Here is an 18,572-nt window from a genome sequence, read left to right as displayed (position 1 = left end):
TCAGAAGGTTTATCATGAAAATACTCATTGCAGGCGCGACCGGAAGTATTGGTCTTCATGTCGTGAATACCGCTATCGAAATGGGTCATCAGCCCGTGGCGCTGGTCAGAAATAAACGGAAAGTAAAATTACTTCCGCGTGGAACGGATGTTTTTTACGGCGATGTTTCAATGCCTGAAACACTTACCGATTTGCCGAAAGATATTGATGCCATCATCTTCACTCTCGGTTCCGATGGCCAGGGGCGTATTGGCGCCAGAGCGATAGATTACGGCGGTGTGCGTAACATTTTACGACTCTTCAGGGATACACCTGTACGCATCGGTTTAATGACCACGATTGGCGTGACTGAACGACTCAGTACCTGGAATCAACGCACTGAGGTTCATGACTGGAAAAGACGTGCCGAACGTCTGGTCAGAGCGAGTGGTCACCCCTATACCATCGTCAGACCCGGCTGGTTTGATTACAACAATGATGATGAACACAGAATTGTTTTGCTCCAGGGGGATCGTCGCCATGCAGGAACACCAGAAGATGGTGTGATATCAAGGCAGCAAATCGCCCAGGTTCTGGTCAGTGCCCTGACCAACGAGGCAGCAAAAAATAAAACGTTTGAGCTGGTGGCCGAACGAGGCGAAGCACCGCAGGATCTTACTCCACTGTTTGCAGACCTGCAGGCTGATGATCCACAAAAAAATGATGGCGTTTTAGATATAGACAATATGCCTCTGTATGAAGAACCTGAGTGCATTATTAACGAGCTGAACCGCACGGGGTTGCTGAAATCTATAAATAAATCATAAGCATCTCGACAAGGCTGTATCATCGCCCTCTTATAATGAGCGTTAATTTATGTTCACAACAGAAGACATCATCGATAAGATAACCCGAGCGATTGATTTAAACTTACACAAATCGCTGAAGGTAAGTTTAGCGTATCGATGATCAGGCATGCTTCAGCCAGTTTCGGAATATTTGCGCTTGCAGTATTCCCTGAAAATCAATCAGCCCTGAGCAACCAAGTTTCTTGATCAGATTCTGCCTGGCCTGGTAAATGGTTTTTAAGTGTAGATTTAACATGGCAGATATCTCAAAAACAGTTCGCCCCTCCCCTAGCTGCGTTAAAATATATTTATCTCGCGCAGTCAAGGAGATATTGAGTTCCGATTGATGCTCGTGCTTTCCACCAGCACGAGTAATATCAATAATAAATTGCTTGATTGAGGCAACATCGCTATCTACTGGCAGTCTGTAAAGTGAGATGTCATTGAGATACTGATACAGATGGCCATCAATCAGCAGCACCAGGCGATATGTATTCAGATCGTAATTTTGCTTTTTTACCGCGTCAAAGTGATTAGCGGTGAAGAAAACAAGTCGCGCCTTGTCATCTTCAAAAACGATATCTGCAAGGATATTCTTTAACCCTTGCCTGATATAGATATCATCAATCCATAAAACTGCGTTTCCAGCATGTTCCTGCATGATGTTCATCATTATGACCTCAACGAAAAATCACCATTGACCTCACCGGGCTGCGAAGTTTTATCGAGTTGAAGATGTGCCAGAATCTGTGAATAGAGATCGGTCAGTATCACATTCTTCTCATTCTTCAACTGCGTGCTGAATGCCTGAATAAGAACATCATTACTGATACAACCCTGTTTTAACATGACATTACGCTCTATATCCTTATACAAAGCGCAGCGGAAAATAAAATCTTCCGGAATTGAATTAGCCATATCAACTCCATAATATGCAGTCATAAAAATAAGAGGATGCTATGTATAGTCTTAATCCAAACAGCGAAGCGACAGAACTTACATCATACAATAATTGTGCTGTGTATTTATATTAATGTGCTATCTCATTAGACGTCATCAGCCGTATAACGTAACACTATTTCCAGGGTTTTTCTGATAATGTCTGCCTTGACAACGTCAGTTGTTGACTCCAGAGAACTAATCAGGCTTAAAATGATGTTTTTATTATTAACATTATCACCTGCCAGAATTACATTTGTCACCGCCTGCCCCAATACCACTGACTCATCTGCTAATAGTTCACCTGCATTATGGAAGTAACTTGATAAAGCTTTATCCGTCATTACACTGTGGACATTAATTTCATGAAGCATGGTAACCTCGCTTGTATAGTCTGGAGAATTATCTTTAATGTAATTTAGGGTTTTTGCTGGCACTGAAAGCACTCTCATCTCTCGTTTGTTCCGGTTTTCTGCTTATCTTCCCCGGATTAACATTTGTGAAATCATTGATAACGCTGTCAATTAATTGTTTACGTGTACCATCCATTTCACTGGCATGCATAAGCCGCAATTGCTTAATCAGTGCAGCTAACGAAACGTCTTTATGCATTCGCAAAATTTCTAGCACAGCCAAACCTGTAATTTCATGTTTCAAGCGTTCACTGTCAGGTTTCTTCATAACTCCTTCACTACTTACCCATTATCATAGTAGGGCTTTATTTTATTCGAAAAGCAGGCCGATTAACGCATTGTAATGTTTCTGTTCATTCTCACCTGATGCATTTTCAAGACGGTGCAGAAGTTTGGTACACAGTGATTTGCGACTGAGATTGCGCCCATCTTTTAGTATCTCAGTCACGATTTCGCCCAACGTTTCCTGTTGGGTTGGCAGATGCGCTTTAGCAAAGTAACGAGAAATCGCGCTTGCAGAATCAGTGCGAACGGTATGCTGCTGCATGGAGTGCTCCTGTAACAAAATGCTGGTGAATATTAAGTTTTATAACAGTAGCAAAGCTGTACCGAAAATGTGTACAACATAGCACGCTAATTTTTAGCAAAAAATGCTAAATAAATTAAATCATGTAGTTACGATGTTTCAAATCTTCATGAAATTCAATTTCTTTGTACAAATCACTTTGTGTTATCAATGAAATTGATCTGTATTAGCCCGATCACTTGTAAAGACAAAGTTAGAATTATGTATTAAAATCAGGGCGTAACCTGGTTTGTCTGATACTGACCAGACCTCTTCTCCTTCCTTGATCCCGGACTGTCCATGCTCACGACCATTATTTACCGTAGCCATCTACGTGAAGACGCCCCTCTCAAAGCGCTTGAGGATATGGTGACAGCCGCAAATATCAAAAACAGGCGATCAGATGTTACGGGGATCTTACTCTTTAACGGCCATCACTTTTTCCAACTGCTTGAAGGCCCAGAGGAGCAGGTAAAAGAGATCTATCGTTGTATTTGTAACGACCCCCGGCACCACAATATCGTTGAACTGATGTGTGATTACGCGCCAGCGAGAAGATTCGGAAATGTAGGGATGGAGTTATTTGATTTACAAAAACATGAACGGAATGACGTCCTGCAAGCTGTACTCAATAAGGGTACGTCCAAATTTCAGCTCACGTATGATGACAGAGCATTACAGTTTTTCCGCACATTTGTCCTCGCCACGGAAAAATCGAGCTATTTTGAAATACCTGCGCCTGATTACTGGAGTTTTATAACCGACAATACCTGTACCATCCTGGATGAAAGCACACTCCCGTCAGATACAGATTTCAGCTTTGCTTTTCAACCAATTATCGATCCTATGTCACAGCGCGTCATTGCGCTGGAAGCCCTTATTCGCGGTAAAGACGGTGAAACGCCCGCAACGTATTTTGACAAATTCAAACCTGAAGATGTGTATACCGCTGATCTGCAGAGCAAAAAGACTGCATTTGCAATGGCAAGCGCACTGGGACTTAATCACAAAATGCTGTCGGTTAATCTGTTACCCATGACCCTGGTAAACAGACCCGATGCAGTCAGCTTTCTTATAAACGAAATCGCGGCGCATGGACTGGTGCCTGAACAAATCATTGTAGAGTTTACCGAAAGTGAAGTTATTTCGCGTTTTGATACGTTCGCGCAGGCCGTGAAGTCACTCAAGGCAGCGGGTATATGTGTGGCGATAGATCATTTCGGGGCAGGTTTTGCCGGGCTTCAGCTTTTGTCTCGCTTTCAACCGGACCGAATTAAGATAAGCCGCGAACTCATCACTGATGTGCATAAAAGTGGACCACGGCAGGCCATCATTCAGGCCATAATCAAATGCTGCGCTTCACTGGAGATTATGATTTCTGCGGTCGGCGTCGAAAAACCTGAAGAGTGGATGTGGCTTGAATCCGCGGGTATTGAGATCTTCCAGGGTAACCTGTTTGCAAGAGCCTGCCTGAATGGTACTCCGTCTGTCGCGTGGCCAGAGAAAAAATGATTTCTCAGCGTTACAATAATTAACGTATTGTTATTACACAATAATCCCGCCACCTCTTTTATGCTGAACATAAAAATTCAGCATTTACTCCCTACGTGATAGTAAAGTAAATCTTAATTTTGCTAGAATCCTATGTATGTTTTGTACAATTTGATGCATGTTGTACAAAGTAGCAGGAACCGCATATCGGTGACGGAGAATCAGGAGTGTCTGGGGGAATTATGGCTTATTACAGCATTGGGGATGTCGCAGAACGTTGCGGGATAAATCCTGTCACCCTTCGGGCATGGCAACGACGTTACGGTTTACTCAAACCTCAACGCAGCGAAGGTGGCCACCGACTCTTTGATGAAGAGGATATTCAACGTATTGAAGAAATAAAACGTTGGATTAGCAGTGGCACACCCGTTGGCAAAGTTAAAGCATTGCTGGAAACCAGTACCCGTGAAACTGACGACGACTGGAATCAATTGCAAGAAGAGATGATGGGCATTCTTCGTATGGCGTATCCCCCGAAGCTGCGAGCCAAAATTATCGCACTCGGTCGCGCCTACCCCGTAGATGCGTTGATTGATCGCGTTTATCTTCCTGTGCGTCAGCGGTTGATACTTGACCATAATACATCCCGTATCATGAACAGTATGCTTGATGGCGCATTGATTGAATATGTAGCCACCCTGCTGTCTGAAACGCGGCGCAAATCAGGGAAAGATGCCATCCTGATGGCCTGGGATGTTGAAGACCGAACCCGTTTATGGCTCGAAGCCTGGCGTTTATCGCAATCGGGCTGGCATATTGCCGTGCTTGCTGAACCCATTGAATCGCCAAGACCTGAACTCTTCCCCGGGCAAACGCTTTTTGTCTGGACTGGTATTACGCCAACCCGCAGACAAAATGAACTTCTACAACACTGGAACGAACAAGGTTATAAAGTCATTTTTCACAGCCCGTAACCAACATGTATCGCAGTAATGAGCTGAGTAAGATAAATCTTACTAATTCTCATTTTTTGGGTGGTTATTTTGAATGCCATCCAATGAATCTGTGTTCCCTACCCGCCTGACTTAATACCCGCAGTAGCATAAAACAAAACAACATACTCACCCGTGGGTATTATTTTTTTGCAAACGACATCACCTTTTTCCTAAGTAAAATTTATTAGATCAACTGGCGCACGCCTAATACTTATTCTAGGGTTAAACCATGTCTTCTTGTACCACATTATTGTTTTTCTAAAGTAATAAATGTGGTTATTTGAAAAAGGTAAAGGATATGGCTCTAGTCTTAGACAAACGCTTAATTCTTTGTTGCTGCGCCTTTTCCATTATTCCCGTGGCAAATGCAGCAACCGTTAACGGAACATTTCAGGTACTGATGACGATTCAAAAGGCCTGTACCGTGACTGCCGGTTCGGCTTCAAATATCACGCTTGGGCCGGTGAATACCACGGCAACAAATACCAATGCAAGCAACACGATTTCGATTAATTGTTCTAAAACCACGCCCTATTTTATCGGTCTGGCGCCGTCGGCCGCCAATGGGGGGACGACGACGGGCTCAGGCGCCATGTCCTCCGTGGCTAACGCAGCCACCAATACCGATAAAGTGCCCTACCAGCTAAATCGAACATCAGCAACAGGCCCGGTGTGGGGGAACACCGCCACCGACACCGCGCCTGGAAACGGCGTAGCGGCGACGGGGACCGGGCTGGTGCAAACGTTTACTGTTTATGCCACCGCACCGAGCGCCAACTTCACTCCTGACGACTATGCCGACACGGTAACGGTTAACGTTAACTACTAACTTCAGGAAGCCACATGAGAGTAAAACTGCCTGTTCAGCAGTGTGCCTGCGCATGCCTGTTAGGGATGGTTGCGAGCCTCAACCCTGCCGCCGCCAGCGGGCTGCAAATCGCCCCGGTCACATTAACTTTGCTCGCGACGCAAAATGCCGATGGTATCTGGCTTAGTAATGCGGGTGAAAATGTGCTCAATGCCCAGGTTCGGGTTTTTCGCTGGAGCCAGAGCGCTTACGGCGACAAACTTTCCCCCTCTCAGGGGCTGGTCATTAGCCCGCCGATGCTGGCATTAGCCCCCGGAGAACGTCAGTTGATTCGCGTTATTCGGACCGGCCCACCTTCGGCACATGCTGAAGACGCTTATCGGTTATCGATAGATGAGTTACCGCCTGCAAAAGTAGAAAAAAATAAGCTTCAGTTTGTGCTGCATTATTCCGTCCCCGTTTTCATTCAACCAACATCAGCGGCGCAAACGCAGGCTAAATTGCAATGGAAATTACAACAGCTTGATGGCAAAAAATTTATTGAAGTGAGTAACCAGGGAAATGGGCATGCACAATTATCTGCTGCAACATTTATAAGCCCTGACGGTGCTAAAAAAGTTATTACGCCCGGACTGTTAGGCTACGTTTTACCCGGCTCAACAATGCGCTGGATAGTCTCCCCGTCGGCCAGTAATACTCATGATGGCGGGAAAGTTGAAGTCACAATCAATGGCAAAAAAACAGTACAAGATCTGTAACAGATCCTGGCTTCTGGTGAAATATTGCTTTCTCAATGGAGTATTAATATCGGGAATGGTTTGCGCACAAACGCTGAATAATAACCTGAACGAAGATGGTGTTATTAATGGCGCAGCGCAGCTCGTGGGGGTCAATTTGTATCTCGACGTCACCTTAAATGGGAATCCCGTTGGGCTGGTGCATTTGGGTTACGATAATGGAAAGCTCTATGCAGGGGCAGATACCCTGCGAAAAATGGGCTTTCGCTTTGCGCCTGACGCCACTCACGCCGTCTGCCTGAACGATATCCCCGAGCTAACCATTGACTATAACGTTCAGTTGCAAACGCTTTCGCTTACTGCGCCACTCAGTTCACTCGATCTTGCGACCACGCAGCTTAACTCCCCCGTAGAGACCGCGCCGACGGCGACAACATCACGCGGAGCGCTGCTCAATTACGATATCTATACCCAACAGGGGGATGAAAGCGCAATAAATACCTTCAGCGAACTCCGCGCTTTCAATGCTGCAGGCGTGCTCAGCACCACCCAGTTGACGCAGTACTCCACCGAGGAAAATGCGGATAACAGCGTTGAGCGACTCGATACCAGCTGGCGTACGTCATTTCCCGAAACGATGCTGGCGGTAACCGTTGGCGATACCCTGACCAGTTCACTTATCTGGTCCCGACCGACGCGTATCGGCGGCATTCAGATAGGAACCGATTTTGGTTTGCGGCCCTATATGCCAACCACCCCGCTCCCTGCATATCTTGGCTCCGCGACGTTGCCGTCAAACGTTGAGCTGTACGTCGACGGCGTCAGGTACTACAACGGAGAAGTCCCCGCGGGTAGCTTTCAGATCAACACAATGCCGAACATCAGCGGCGCGGGAACGGGTCAGGTGATGATGACGGATGCGCTGGGCAGAACGAGCGTACAAAATTTTTCGTTCTACAACGATCAGCAACTGCTGCGGGAAGGATTAACTGCCTGGTCTGCAGAACTGGGTACGGTACGCGAAAACTATGGTTACTCCTCTTTTGATTATGCCAGCGCACCGGTACTGAGCGGTACATGGCGTCGTGGGTTTAGCAATACGTTCACCGCCGGGACTCACGCTGAAACCAGCGATGGACTGATTAACGCGGGCTTCAGTAACGACTGGATCCCAGGCACCCGCAGCGGCACGTTTTCGACCTCAGTTGCCGCAAGTACCGACTCAGGAAAGAACGGTTTTCTGTACAGTTTTGGTTACCGTTGGTCCGGCGAACGGTTTAATTTCAGTACCAGTACGACGGCCACTTCCGGCGATTATCGTGATGTCGCCACCCATTATGGCGAGCCGCCACCGACGCTTAACAGCAATACGGTCATTGGCTATTCGCTGGAAGCTGCCGGTAATGTCAGCCTGAGTTACCTGCAGTTTCGTTATCCGCACGAAAATGCGGTGCGCTACGCCAACGCCAGCTGGTTCAAATCGATTACCGACAACATTTCACTGAATGCCGGATTCAACCAAAACATCGACGATAACCGCGATCGCAGTCTCTATTTGATGGTGACAATAACCACTGATAATAATCTCAGTGCCAGCAGCACCCTACAACGCACCAATGATGAAACCGGCTACCAGCTCAACGCCAGCCTGACGCCCCCTGCCGACGGTGGTTGGGGATGGAATCTGGCCGCCAGTCAGCAGGCTTCCCGGCAAAGCGGTCAGGGAGAAGTGGGATATCTGGGTCGTTATGGTAAAGCGTACGCGGGATTCAGCCGTTTACCGGATAACCATTACGGCTACGCAGGCGCCACCGGATCGCTTGTTACCATGGGCGGCGGCCTGTTTGCAGCACGAGAAATCAACAATGGCTTTGCCGTCGTATCAACTGACGGCGTTCCTGACGTCCCGATTAAATTACAAAATAACCTGATTGGTCGCAGCGACGACCAGGGGCTATTGCTGGTCACGCCGCTGAACAGTTATCAAAAAAACCTGATCAGTATTGACCCTATGGATCTCCCCGCCAATATGCGGATCGCACGCGTTGAGACGAATGCAACGCCTGCCGATCGTTCCGGTACATTGGTTAGCTTTGGCATTACCCCTATACGCGCTGCGCAGGTCATCCTCGTCGACAATCAGGGTAAACCCATTACCGAAGGCAGCATGGCATACGCCATCAGCGGAGCAGGACAATCGTCTGTCGTTGGTTTTGATGGGATGACCTGGTTCGACACGCTGGAACAGCACAACGCGCTACGCGTTGAGACAGACACCGGCAGTTGTCGCGTGCAATTTGACTATCCCGCTTCCGCAAAGGGGATTGTGCAAATAGGTCCACTGGTTTGCCGGCCACACTAACAGGAGTGCGCTCATGAGGTTAAGGCATCTGTTACTCATCGCAGCCGTACTCTTTTGTCCGGCGATTAGCCATGCCGTAACCTGTTCGGTGAGCAATGTACAACCCATAAATTTGGGCTCAGTCAATCCGCTGTCTGCAACAGGCGCAACGTCATCAATGACGTTCAACTACACCTGCACCAAAGAGCTTGGCGAGGTGCTGGCAGGGATCAACCTCTGTTTTAATATTGGCGCCTCAGCCGTCAGTGGCCAGGTGACACCTCGAAATATGTCATTAAACGGAACACCTGCCAGAACGCTGGCATACCAGCTTTACCAGGATGCCGGGCACACTAAAGTCTGGGGGAGTCAGTATCAGTCGGGAACAACTTTTCCAATGATACAGCTTAACCTGCTGAATCTGACGCCAGTGACGGGCTCACTCACGGTATCAGCACAGATTGTCACGCCACAAACCTCAGCGGTCCCCGGAAGCTATCAGGATAGCTATACGGCGGCGACAGCCCTTGTCACCCTCAATCCTGGATTGCTTTTCCCGCCGACCACCTGTGGCGATACCGTTGCCGCCAGGCTTCCCTTCACCGTATCGGCGACGGTCAGCAAACAGTGCAATATCACCTCTGCAACCAATATTAGCTTTGCGCCCGCCGGCGCGACCGGGCGTAACCTAACGGCTTCAAATACCGTGGGCGTAGCATGTTCCAATAACACGCCTTACACCATCGGACTTCAGCCCTCTAACGGCAATACGGCAGGCAGCGGCGTGATGGCCGGCACAGGGTCAAATACGGACAAGGTCCCCTACCAGCTTAGCTCGACGCCGGGGCCGTCCGGAACGGTTTGGGGCAATTCATCGCTCAATACCGTCGCGGGCAACGGTACGGGAACCACCACCACCTACCCGGTTTACGCCACCGTTCCCAGCGCGAACTACACGCCTGACAACTATGCTGATACCGTTACCATCGCCGTGACCTACTGACCCCAGCTTAATCGCAATAAAGCAAATACATTTTATTATCATATTATTTACTTTTAGAGGTGCGTCATAAATCTGACAAATTGCGATTTTTATAAATCATGCATATTAAATTATCCAGCCAGCAAAATTACCGAAATATCAGCACAATCAAAGAATAACTATTCACTTCTCAGCTAAAGCCCACACGCTTCATGCCGATAAACCGTGTTAGCCGGACAGGCCATTCCATGAAATAAATGTTAAATTTAGGTTCATATGGTGTGATTCACTGTATACCACGGCCAAATTAAGAACATATTACTTTTATAACTAAGGTTTATCATGGATAAGTTATCTTACGCTTCAGATAGCAGCACATCTGCCTGGAATACCTACCTGCAACAAATCGAGCGTGTGGCCCCTTACCTGGGCGAACTTTCCCATTGGGTGGATACCCTGCGCCACCCAAAACGCGCGCTGATTGTCGATATCCCGGTGCAGATGGATGACGGTACTATCCGTCATTTTGAAGGGTATCGCGTGCAACATAACCTCTCCCGCGGGCCGGGCAAAGGCGGTGTGCGTTATCATCCTGATGTTGATCTTAATGAAGTGATGGCCCTGTCCGCATGGATGACCATCAAATGCGCAGCGTTGAACCTGCCGTACGGCGGTGCGAAAGGTGGTGTGCGCGTCGATCCGTTCTCGCTTTCCGAAGGTGAACTGGAGCGTTTAACCCGCCGTTATACCAGCGAAATCGGCATTATCATCGGGCCGCAGAAAGACATTCCTGCGCCGGATGTGGGGACTAACGGAAAAGTAATGGCCTGGATGATGGATACCTACTCCATGAACCACGGCACCACCGTGACCAGCGTGGTCACCGGTAAACCTATTCACCTCGGCGGCTCGTTAGGCCGTGATAAAGCCACCGGTCGTGGTGTTTTCGTCAGCGGTCTGGAAGTGGCGCGTCGTGCCAACATCGACGTTGAAGGCGCTCGCGTAGCGGTGCAAGGTTTTGGTAACGTCGGCAGCGAAGCCGCCCGCCTGTTCGCGGCAGCAGGAGCACGCGTGGTCGCGATTCAGGATCACACCGCAACGCTGTTTAACTCAACGGGTATCGACATGGCCGCGTTGTCTGCCTGGCAACTGGAGCACAAACAGATTGCCGGTTTCCCGGGCGCTGAAACCATTGCCAGCGAAGCCTTCTGGAGCCTGGAGATGGATATTCTGATCCCGGCCGCGCTCGAAGGCCAGATCACCCGTCACCGCGCGGAAACGCTGACCTGTAAACTGGTACTCGAAGGCGCTAACGGCCCAACCTATCCGGACGCCGACGACGTTCTGGCAAGCCGCGGTATCGTGGTTGTCCCAGACGTTGTTTGTAACGCCGGCGGCGTAACCGTCAGCTACTTCGAATGGGTTCAGGACATGGCTAGCTTCTTCTGGAGCGAAGAAGAGATTAACAATCGCATGGACAAAATCATGACCGATGCGATGGTACACGTGTGGGAAAAAGCGGCAGAGAAATCCTGCTCACTGCGTACGGCAGCCTACATTGTTGCCTGCGAACGCATTCTGCTGGCACGTAAAGATCGCGGAATTTATCCGGGCTAACGCCGAAATCGACCTTGCCTACAAACCACCTGCTCTGCAGGTGGTTTGTTTTCCATAAACACCCGTGAATCAGCTTCCCGGCCAAATACGGCCCAACCTCTCATTTTCGCTGTTTTATGCACCATGACGTTCCAATACGGAACATTATTATGTTGCTACGTTTCGTATTGAAACGCCCATTACAGCAATTTTCTTTTGCCAACCCGTGTGCAAAATTACCTTATCGGCAGCGAGCAGTCGCCGTGGCGTTGTATAACCCGATACCCTACATCAGATGACTGCCCGAATCTGGCAGCCATCCAGGACTGTCTGCGGAGCATAAATAATGAAAAAATTGATTAACCGTGTTGAAGACGTACTGACTGAACAACTCGCCGGACTGGCGAAAGCGTATCCTTCCCTGGCACTGCATCAGGATCCGGTATATGTCACCCGCGCAGATGCGCCGGTAATGGGCAAAGTGGCGCTGCTTTCCGGCGGCGGCAGCGGACACGAGCCTATGCACTGCGGCTATATTGGTCAGGGCATGCTCTCTGGTGCCTGCCCGGGTGAAATTTTTACCTCACCCACGCCGGATAAAATGTTCGAATGCGCCATGCAAATTGATGGCGGCGAAGGCGTACTGCTGATCATCAAAAATTACACCGGCGATATTCTTAATTTCGAAACCGCCACCGAGCTGTTGCATGAAAGCGGCGTCAAAGTCACCACCATGGTAGTGGATGACGACGTGGCGGTGAAAGACAGTCTGTATACCGCCGGTCGTCGTGGTGTGGCGAATACCGTATTGATCGAAAAACTGGTCGGCGCGGCCGCCGAACGCGGTGACTCACTGGAAGTCTGTGCGGCGCTGGGTCGTAAACTGAATAATCAGGGCCACTCCATTGGGATAGCCATTGGCGCCTGTACCGTTCCGGCCGCCGGACAACCGTCGTTCACGTTGCAGGATAACGAAATGGAGTTTGGCGTGGGTATCCACGGGGAACCGGGCATTGACCGCCGCACCTTCACTTCCCTCGATCAGACCGTTGATGAAATGTTCGATACCCTGCTGGAAAACGGCAACTACAGCCGTACGCTCCGCCACTGGGACAACGTTCAGGGCGCGTGGCAGGAAGGCAAAGAAAGCAAGCGCGCGTTGCAAAGCGGCGATCGCGTCATTGCGCTGGTCAATAATCTCGGTGCGACGCCGCTGTCAGAACTCTTCGGCGTGTATAACCGCCTCGAAAGCCGTTGCCAGGACGCCGGCATCGTCATTGAGCGCAACCTGATCGGTTCTTACTGTACCTCTCTGGATATGACCGGCTTCTCAATCACCCTGTTACAGGTGGATGACGACACGCTGAGCTTATGGGATGCACCGGTTCACACCCCTGCTCTCAACTGGGGTAAATAAGGAGATACATGATGTCCCTCAACAGAACACAAATTGTTAACTGGCTCTATCGCTGCGGTGAGATCTTCACCACCGAAAGTGATTTTCTCACCGGTCTTGATCGGGAAATTGGTGATGCCGACCACGGTCTGAACATGCACCGCGGCTTTAGCAAAGTCGTCGAAAAGCTGCCGTCCATCGCCGATAAAGACATTGGTTTTATTTTGAAAAACACCGGCATGGTGCTGCTCTCAAGCGTCGGGGGGGCCAGCGGTCCACTGTTTGGTACCTTTTTTATCCGCGCCGCCCAGGTGACCCAGGCTCATCAAAGCCTGACGCTTGAGGAGTTGTATCAAATGATTCGTGATGGCGCGGAAGGTGTGATTAGCCGCGGTAAAGCTGAACCTGGCGACAAAACCATGTGCGATGTCTGGCTGCCGGTAGTGGAATCTTTACGCCAATCCTGCGAGCAAAAGCTGAGCGTACAGGCGGCGCTGGAAGCGGCAAGCCAACAAGCGGAAGCAGCAGCGCAAAGCACCATCACCATGCAGGCCCGCAAAGGCCGCGCCAGCTATCTCGGTGAGCGCAGCATTGGGCATCAGGATCCCGGCGCAACGTCCGTAATGTTTATGATGCAAATGCTGGCTCAGGCGTCCAGAGAGTAAGGATAAAGCGATGGTAAACCTGGTTATTGTTTCTCACAGCGCCCAGTTGGGCGAAGGCGTCGGCGCGCTAGCCCGGCAGATGTTAATGGGTGATGGTTGCAAAATCGCTATTGCCGCAGGCATTGACGATCCAGAGAATCCGATTGGCACCGATCCTATCAAGGTGATGGAAGCCATTGAGTCCGTGGCCGATACGGATCACGTGCTGGTGATGATGGATATCGGTAGTGCGCTACTGAGTGCGGAAACCGCGCTGGAACTGCTCGATCCGGCCATTGCCGCCAAAGTACGTTTGTGCGCCGCGCCGCTGGTCGAAGGCACGCTCGCCGCAACGGTTAGCGCTGCCGCAGGTGCTGACATCGAGCGGGTCATCTGTGATGCCATGAACGCCCTCGATGCCAAATGTGAGCAACTGGGTTTACCTTCGTCATCTGCAGCAAAGCCGACATCTGCCGAATTCGCGCCCGATGCAGATGCTCATTCAGTGGCCATTGTGGTGAAAAACCCAAACGGCATTCATGTGCGTCCGGCTTCCCGGCTGGTTTCCGCGCTGTCTGGCTTTAACGCCGATATGTGGCTGGAGAAAAATGGCAAGTGCGTCGTCCCTGATAGCCTGAATCAGATTGCCCTGCTGCAGGTACGCTGTAACGACACGCTGCGCCTGATTGCCAAGGGCGAACAGGCAGAGGATGCGCTGGCCGCATTCAAACAGCTGGCGGCTGAGAATTTTGGTGAATCGCTCGAGCCCGCGCATGCTGATACCGTGGTGACGAAGGTTCCCTCACAGGTCACGGGGACGGCATTCTGTTACACACCGTTCTCACCACAGGTAAGCCAGCAGCCTGTAGCCTCACTCCAGATTGAGCAGCAACGGTTACGGGTCGCTATCCAAAGCACGCTGAACGACTTAAGCGAGCTAACCGCGCTTGCAGAAGAGAGATATTCCGCAGATATCGCCGCTATTTTCTCCGGTCACCACACGCTGTTGGACGATCCGGATCTGTTCGATATGGCTTGTGATCTAATGCGTGAAACGCAGTGCAGCGCGGCCTGGGCCTGGCATCAGGTGCTGAGCGATCTCAGCCAGCAGTATTTACAGCTCGACGATCCTTACCTGCAGGCGCGATACATCGATATTGAAGATTTGTTGTCTCGTTCTCTGCAGTATTTAACGGGAGAGACTGCACAAATTCCCGCGTTCATCCGCCCCACTATTTTGGTCGCGGAGGTCATCTATCCATCTACGGTGCTGCAACTCGATCCGAAGACCATCAAAGGCATCTGCCTGCGGGACGGGAGCGAAGCGTCCCACCCGGCGATTATCGCCCGTGCAATGGGGTTATGTTGGTTATGTCAGCAAGGCGAGGCCATCGAGAGTATCACGATGGGTGATACCCTGACCCTTGACAGCGTGGCCCAGCGGATAACCCGCGCGGACTGATGTCGGTTGCACGCCCTTTGCCGACAAAGGGTGTGCATCTTTTCGATTCGCGTCGGGAAATGTCTGTTTATTCGCAAAATGGGGCGTCGATCACGCGCAACGGTCGATCCTGAACTAAGGTTTTCTCATGGTAAATGCCGCTGCTTCGGCACACCCTAAGGAGATTAACCGATGATAACGCCTGCAACTCGCCATCCAGGCCTGCTCTCTGTTGCAATAAAACTGACGCTCGCAAGCACCTTTTTTGCCCTTTCCTCTTTTGCCGTCAACGCCGAGGACGCGCCAACCGCAACGCCTCAGCCGCCTGATATTTTGCTTGGCCCACTGTTTAACGATGTACAAACGGCCAAACTGTTTCCTGACCAGAAAACCTTTGCTGACGCCGTCCCTAACAGCGATCCATTAATGATCCTTGCCGATTACCGGATGCAGAAAAATCAGTCCGGATTCGACTTACGTCATTTTGTGGAAGTGAATTTCACCTTGCCGAAAGCTGGCGAGAAATACGTCCCTCCAGCCGGGCAATCGCTGCGCGAGCATATTGACGGACTGTGGCCGGTACTCACTCGTTCGACAACCGACGCTGAAAAATGGGACTCTCTGCTGCCGCTCCCGGAACCGTATGTCGTGCCTGGCGGGCGTTTTCGCGAAATATATTATTGGGACAGCTATTTCACCATGCTGGGGCTTGCCGAGAGCAATCACTGGGATAAGGTCTCCGACATGGTGGCAAACTTCGCTTACGAGATTGATTCCTGGGGGCACATTCCTAACGGCAACCGCACCTACTATCTGAGCCGTTCTCAACCGCCATTCTTTGCCTTTATGGTGGAACTGCTGGCGCAGCATGACGGGGATGACGCGCTGAAAAAATACCTCCCGCAGATGCTCAAAGAATACACCTACTGGATGGAAGGCGTCGAAACGCTCCAGCCCGGTCAGCAGAATAAGCGCGTGGTTAAACTGGATGACGGCACCATTTTGAATCGCTACTGGGATGACCGCGATACGCCGCGGCCAGAGTCTTGGGTGGAGGATATCGCCACAGCGAAAAGCAATCCGAACCGACCGGCCACAGAAATCTACCGCGACCTGCGTTCTGCCGCCGCGTCGGGTTGGGACTTTAGTTCCCGCTGGATGGATAACCCCAATCAACTAGGCACCCTACGCACCACCAGCATTGTTCCAGTCGATCTCAATGCGTTGATGTACAAAATGGAAAAGATGATCGCCCTCGCCAGCAAGGCCGCCGGGGATAATGCCAAAGCTGCACAATATGAAGGCTTCGCTAATGCCCGACAAAAAGGGATCGAAAAGCACCTGTGGAACGACAAAGAAGGCTGGTATGCCGATTACGATCTGAAGAGCCACAAAGTACGTAACCAACTCACGGCCGCCGCCTTGTTCCCGTTGTATGTCAATGCAGCAGCAAAAGATCGCGCCAGTAAAGTGGCCGCGGCAACCCAGGCGCATTTGCTGCAACCCGGCGGCCTGGCCACCACGTCGGTGAAAAGCGGCCAGCAGTGGGATGCTCCCAACGGCTGGGCCCCGCTCCAGTGGGTCGCCGCATCGGGATTACAGAATTATGGTCAGGATAATGTCGCCATGGACGTGACCTGGCGATTCCTCACCAACGTGCAGCACACCTACGATCGTGAGAAAAAGCTGGTTGAAAAGTATGACGTGAGTAGCACAGGCACTGGCGGAGGCGGCGGCGAATATCCGTTGCAGGATGGTTTTGGCTGGACCAACGGCGTAACGCTAAAAATGCTCGACCTGATCTGCGCCAAAGAAAAGCCCTGTGACAGCGTGCCCGCATCGCGCCCGGCCCCGGCAAGTACCACGCCAGTCGAGCCTAAAAAACAGGCTCAGCCGACGTCTTAACGCCGTTACCTGAAGCGTTTTACTCCCCGAATCCGCGCTGCGTCGCGGATTTTTTCTGGCTTATATTTCGCCATTCCTGTTGTCTCTACGCCATCTAGCCCTTATGGGGTATTCCGGGTTTTCATCCGTGAGAAATTGATTCTGAACATGTTTTTATTCGCTGTATATGTAAATATATAGCGATTTTATCACCTTCAGGATAACAATTATGCCACTGACAAGACGGATGTTTGCCCAGCTTGTGGCATCTGCATTGCTGCTACGCCATCTTCCCGCCTTGGCTCAAACTGATGCGCCGCGCGATAAATAAACACGATCCGCGCGATAAATGAGAAGCGAAATCCCTTTCACATATTGAAAATTAATTACAGTAACGCGCGAGATGGTTGGTTGTTATTCCACTCCTTTGTTAACCATATCCAGCTTAAATTTCAGGTTATCCGCATTCCAGTCTCCACCACCTTCCGGCGTGGTCAGTATTTTGCTGAATGTGGTGTAACCTGTGGTATCGGCGTTTCGTTCGGTGATGGTTTCTGCCGCAAGCTGCGTGGTGCCTTCCGTTATCTGGTAGTTAAGGCGGTTATTGGGCGCAATGGAGTCTTTATAGACGATATTCAGCGACGCCCCCAGTATTGACTTTCCGGCAATGTCCGGAACGTTAAACGTCACGCTCGCGGGTTGTTCAACAGGTTTAATTGCCAGTACGCCCAGGTCGTTGTTGGGGTCGAGGGTGTTTAACGCCGTCACGATATCCTGATTTTTCGTGTTGGTGTGCTTATCCCCGCTGTAGCTGGCAACGGTGAACGGCTCCAGGGTGAGATTACCCAGCAGTTGCGGCGTTACCGTTCCGTCGCTGTTGTAGTCCAGTTCGGCGATGTAGATATCATCGAGCATGAAGGTAAAACCATCAGCAGACGCTACCGTGAAGCCAGCGCTGTCTATTCCCACACGGAGAAGAAGCGGGTAACCCTGCTGGATGGGTCGTGTGGCAGTCAGGACAGACTGCTTATTAACGAATGCCTGCGCTGTAAGAATGTTGTTGCTGGCAGCGCTTACAACGACTTCATAATAAGCGCTGCTGTCCTCAGTAAGCGTACCCGCTATGGGCTGGGTGGATATGGACGAATTATTGACAATGTTTAACATTTTTTCACCGCGCTGACTGGCAGGTACCGCACTCTGGGTTAACCGTATTCCCACCTGAACCGCTTTCTGCTTCAGCTGGCTCGGGTCTTTCAGAAGCAGAATATCAACATAGCTGACTCGCTGCCGGGTCTGCGTTTTACCCACAAGACCATAAAAGGTGTTCCCCAGTACCGTCATCTGCCCGATACTGAACGTCGTGGGATTATTTGAAATACCATTGACTGCAGTGATACCACAGTTATTTAACGCCAGTACCGGATACTGGCCCAGCTCACCCGGTGTAATCTGTTTAAAACTAATCAGCTCTTTAATCTTCATTGCTGCCAGGGGATTTGCGCCTGCCATG

The 18,572-nt window shown here is 50.4% G+C and carries 18 protein-coding genes; 12 read left to right on the top strand and 6 right to left on the bottom strand.

From position 1 onward, the window contains the following. The first annotated feature begins 14 nt into the window (after positions 1–14). Positions 15–806, top strand: a complete 792-nt coding sequence (locus BZK42_RS18740; protein WP_047358276.1) for an SDR family oxidoreductase — start codon at positions 15–17, stop codon at positions 804–806. A 142-nt stretch (positions 807–948) separates the two neighbouring features. Here BZK42_RS18740 and BZK42_RS18735 read toward each other — a convergent pair whose 3' ends face one another. The 5 genes from BZK42_RS18735 to ycgZ form a co-directional block, all read right to left on the bottom strand. Next, the gene (locus BZK42_RS18735) at positions 949–1,500 is read right to left on the bottom strand and encodes a LuxR C-terminal-related transcriptional regulator (RefSeq protein ID WP_047358277.1); all 552 of its coding nucleotides are present in this window, start codon (positions 1,498–1,500) and stop codon (positions 949–951) included. Next, entirely contained in the window at positions 1,500–1,745 is a 246-nt protein-coding gene (locus BZK42_RS18730; protein WP_016156767.1) for a hypothetical protein, read from the bottom strand. The genes BZK42_RS18735 and BZK42_RS18730 overlap by 1 nt, the downstream gene beginning before the upstream one ends. A 128-nt stretch (positions 1,746–1,873) precedes the next feature. After that, positions 1,874–2,140 carry a biofilm development regulator YmgB/AriR family protein gene (locus BZK42_RS18725; protein ID WP_016153343.1) on the bottom strand — a complete coding sequence of 89 codons (267 nt, stop codon included), beginning with the start codon at positions 2,138–2,140 and terminating at the stop codon, positions 1,874–1,876. Between the two features lie 34 nt (positions 2,141–2,174). Continuing rightward, positions 2,175–2,447 carry a hypothetical protein gene (locus BZK42_RS18720; RefSeq protein ID WP_047358278.1) on the bottom strand — a complete coding sequence of 91 codons (273 nt, stop codon included), beginning with the start codon at positions 2,445–2,447 and terminating at the stop codon, positions 2,175–2,177. A gap of 42 nt (positions 2,448–2,489) precedes the next feature. Beyond that, a complete protein-coding gene (gene ycgZ / locus BZK42_RS18715; RefSeq protein ID WP_016153345.1) occupies positions 2,490–2,726 on the bottom strand; it encodes a regulatory protein YcgZ in 237 nt (78 codons plus the stop codon). Between the two features lie 318 nt (positions 2,727–3,044). Here ycgZ and BZK42_RS18710 point away from each other — a divergent pair, with 318 nt between their 5' ends. From BZK42_RS18710 to BZK42_RS18660, 11 genes are all read left to right on the top strand, one after another. Further along, positions 3,045–4,256, top strand: a complete 1,212-nt coding sequence (locus BZK42_RS18710) for a diguanylate phosphodiesterase (RefSeq protein WP_016156768.1) — start codon at positions 3,045–3,047, stop codon at positions 4,254–4,256. A gap of 221 nt (positions 4,257–4,477) precedes the next feature. Further along, on the top strand, positions 4,478–5,209 hold the full coding sequence (locus tag BZK42_RS18705) for a MerR family transcriptional regulator (RefSeq protein ID WP_032931597.1): 732 nt from the start codon (positions 4,478–4,480) through the stop codon (positions 5,207–5,209). 319 nt (positions 5,210–5,528) lie between these two features. Beyond that, positions 5,529–6,059 (top strand): Csu type fimbrial protein, encoded by a 531-nt coding sequence (locus tag BZK42_RS18700; protein WP_016153348.1) that lies wholly within the window; start codon positions 5,529–5,531, stop codon positions 6,057–6,059. Positions 6,060–6,073: 14 nt separating this feature from the next. Continuing rightward, positions 6,074–6,796, top strand: coding sequence for a fimbrial biogenesis chaperone (locus tag BZK42_RS18695; RefSeq protein ID WP_065554722.1), 723 nt, complete (start codon positions 6,074–6,076; stop codon positions 6,794–6,796). Between the two features lie 55 nt (positions 6,797–6,851). Then, a complete protein-coding gene (locus BZK42_RS18690; RefSeq protein WP_080859784.1) occupies positions 6,852–9,137 on the top strand; it encodes a fimbria/pilus outer membrane usher protein in 2,286 nt (761 codons plus the stop codon). A gap of 13 nt (positions 9,138–9,150) precedes the next feature. Further along, positions 9,151–10,119 (top strand): Csu type fimbrial protein, encoded by a 969-nt coding sequence (locus BZK42_RS18685; protein ID WP_080859782.1) that lies wholly within the window; start codon positions 9,151–9,153, stop codon positions 10,117–10,119. A gap of 321 nt (positions 10,120–10,440) precedes the next feature. Continuing rightward, positions 10,441–11,715, top strand: coding sequence for a Glu/Leu/Phe/Val family dehydrogenase (locus tag BZK42_RS18680; protein WP_016153352.1), 1,275 nt, complete (start codon positions 10,441–10,443; stop codon positions 11,713–11,715). 325 nt (positions 11,716–12,040) lie between these two features. After that, a complete protein-coding gene (gene dhaK / locus BZK42_RS18675) occupies positions 12,041–13,111 on the top strand; it encodes a dihydroxyacetone kinase subunit DhaK (protein ID WP_016153353.1) in 1,071 nt (356 codons plus the stop codon). 11 nt (positions 13,112–13,122) lie between these two features. Continuing rightward, complete coding sequence (gene dhaL, locus BZK42_RS18670; protein ID WP_016153354.1) at positions 13,123–13,755, top strand: dihydroxyacetone kinase subunit DhaL; 633 nt, start codon at positions 13,123–13,125, stop codon at positions 13,753–13,755. A 10-nt stretch (positions 13,756–13,765) separates the two neighbouring features. Then, positions 13,766–15,196, top strand: coding sequence for a dihydroxyacetone kinase phosphoryl donor subunit DhaM (gene dhaM / locus BZK42_RS18665; protein WP_080859780.1), 1,431 nt, complete (start codon positions 13,766–13,768; stop codon positions 15,194–15,196). A gap of 171 nt (positions 15,197–15,367) precedes the next feature. After that, positions 15,368–17,080 carry an alpha,alpha-trehalase gene (locus BZK42_RS18660; protein WP_016153356.1) on the top strand — a complete coding sequence of 571 codons (1,713 nt, stop codon included), beginning with the start codon at positions 15,368–15,370 and terminating at the stop codon, positions 17,078–17,080. Positions 17,081–17,473: 393 nt separating this feature from the next. On the opposite strand, the gene BZK42_RS18655 is transcribed toward BZK42_RS18660, so the two are convergent. Further along, positions 17,474–18,571: a hypothetical protein gene (locus BZK42_RS18655; RefSeq protein ID WP_080859778.1), complete on the bottom strand. Its 1,098-nt coding sequence runs from the start codon at positions 18,569–18,571 to the stop codon at positions 17,474–17,476. Between the last annotated feature and the right edge of the window lies 1 nt (position 18,572).

The sequence above is a fragment of the Citrobacter braakii genome, assembly GCF_002075345.1.
GTDB classification, from domain to species: domain Bacteria; phylum Pseudomonadota; class Gammaproteobacteria; order Enterobacterales; family Enterobacteriaceae; genus Citrobacter; species Citrobacter braakii.
Note: the sequence above shows the minus strand (reverse complement) of the source record. Positions and strands in the feature narration are given on the sequence as shown.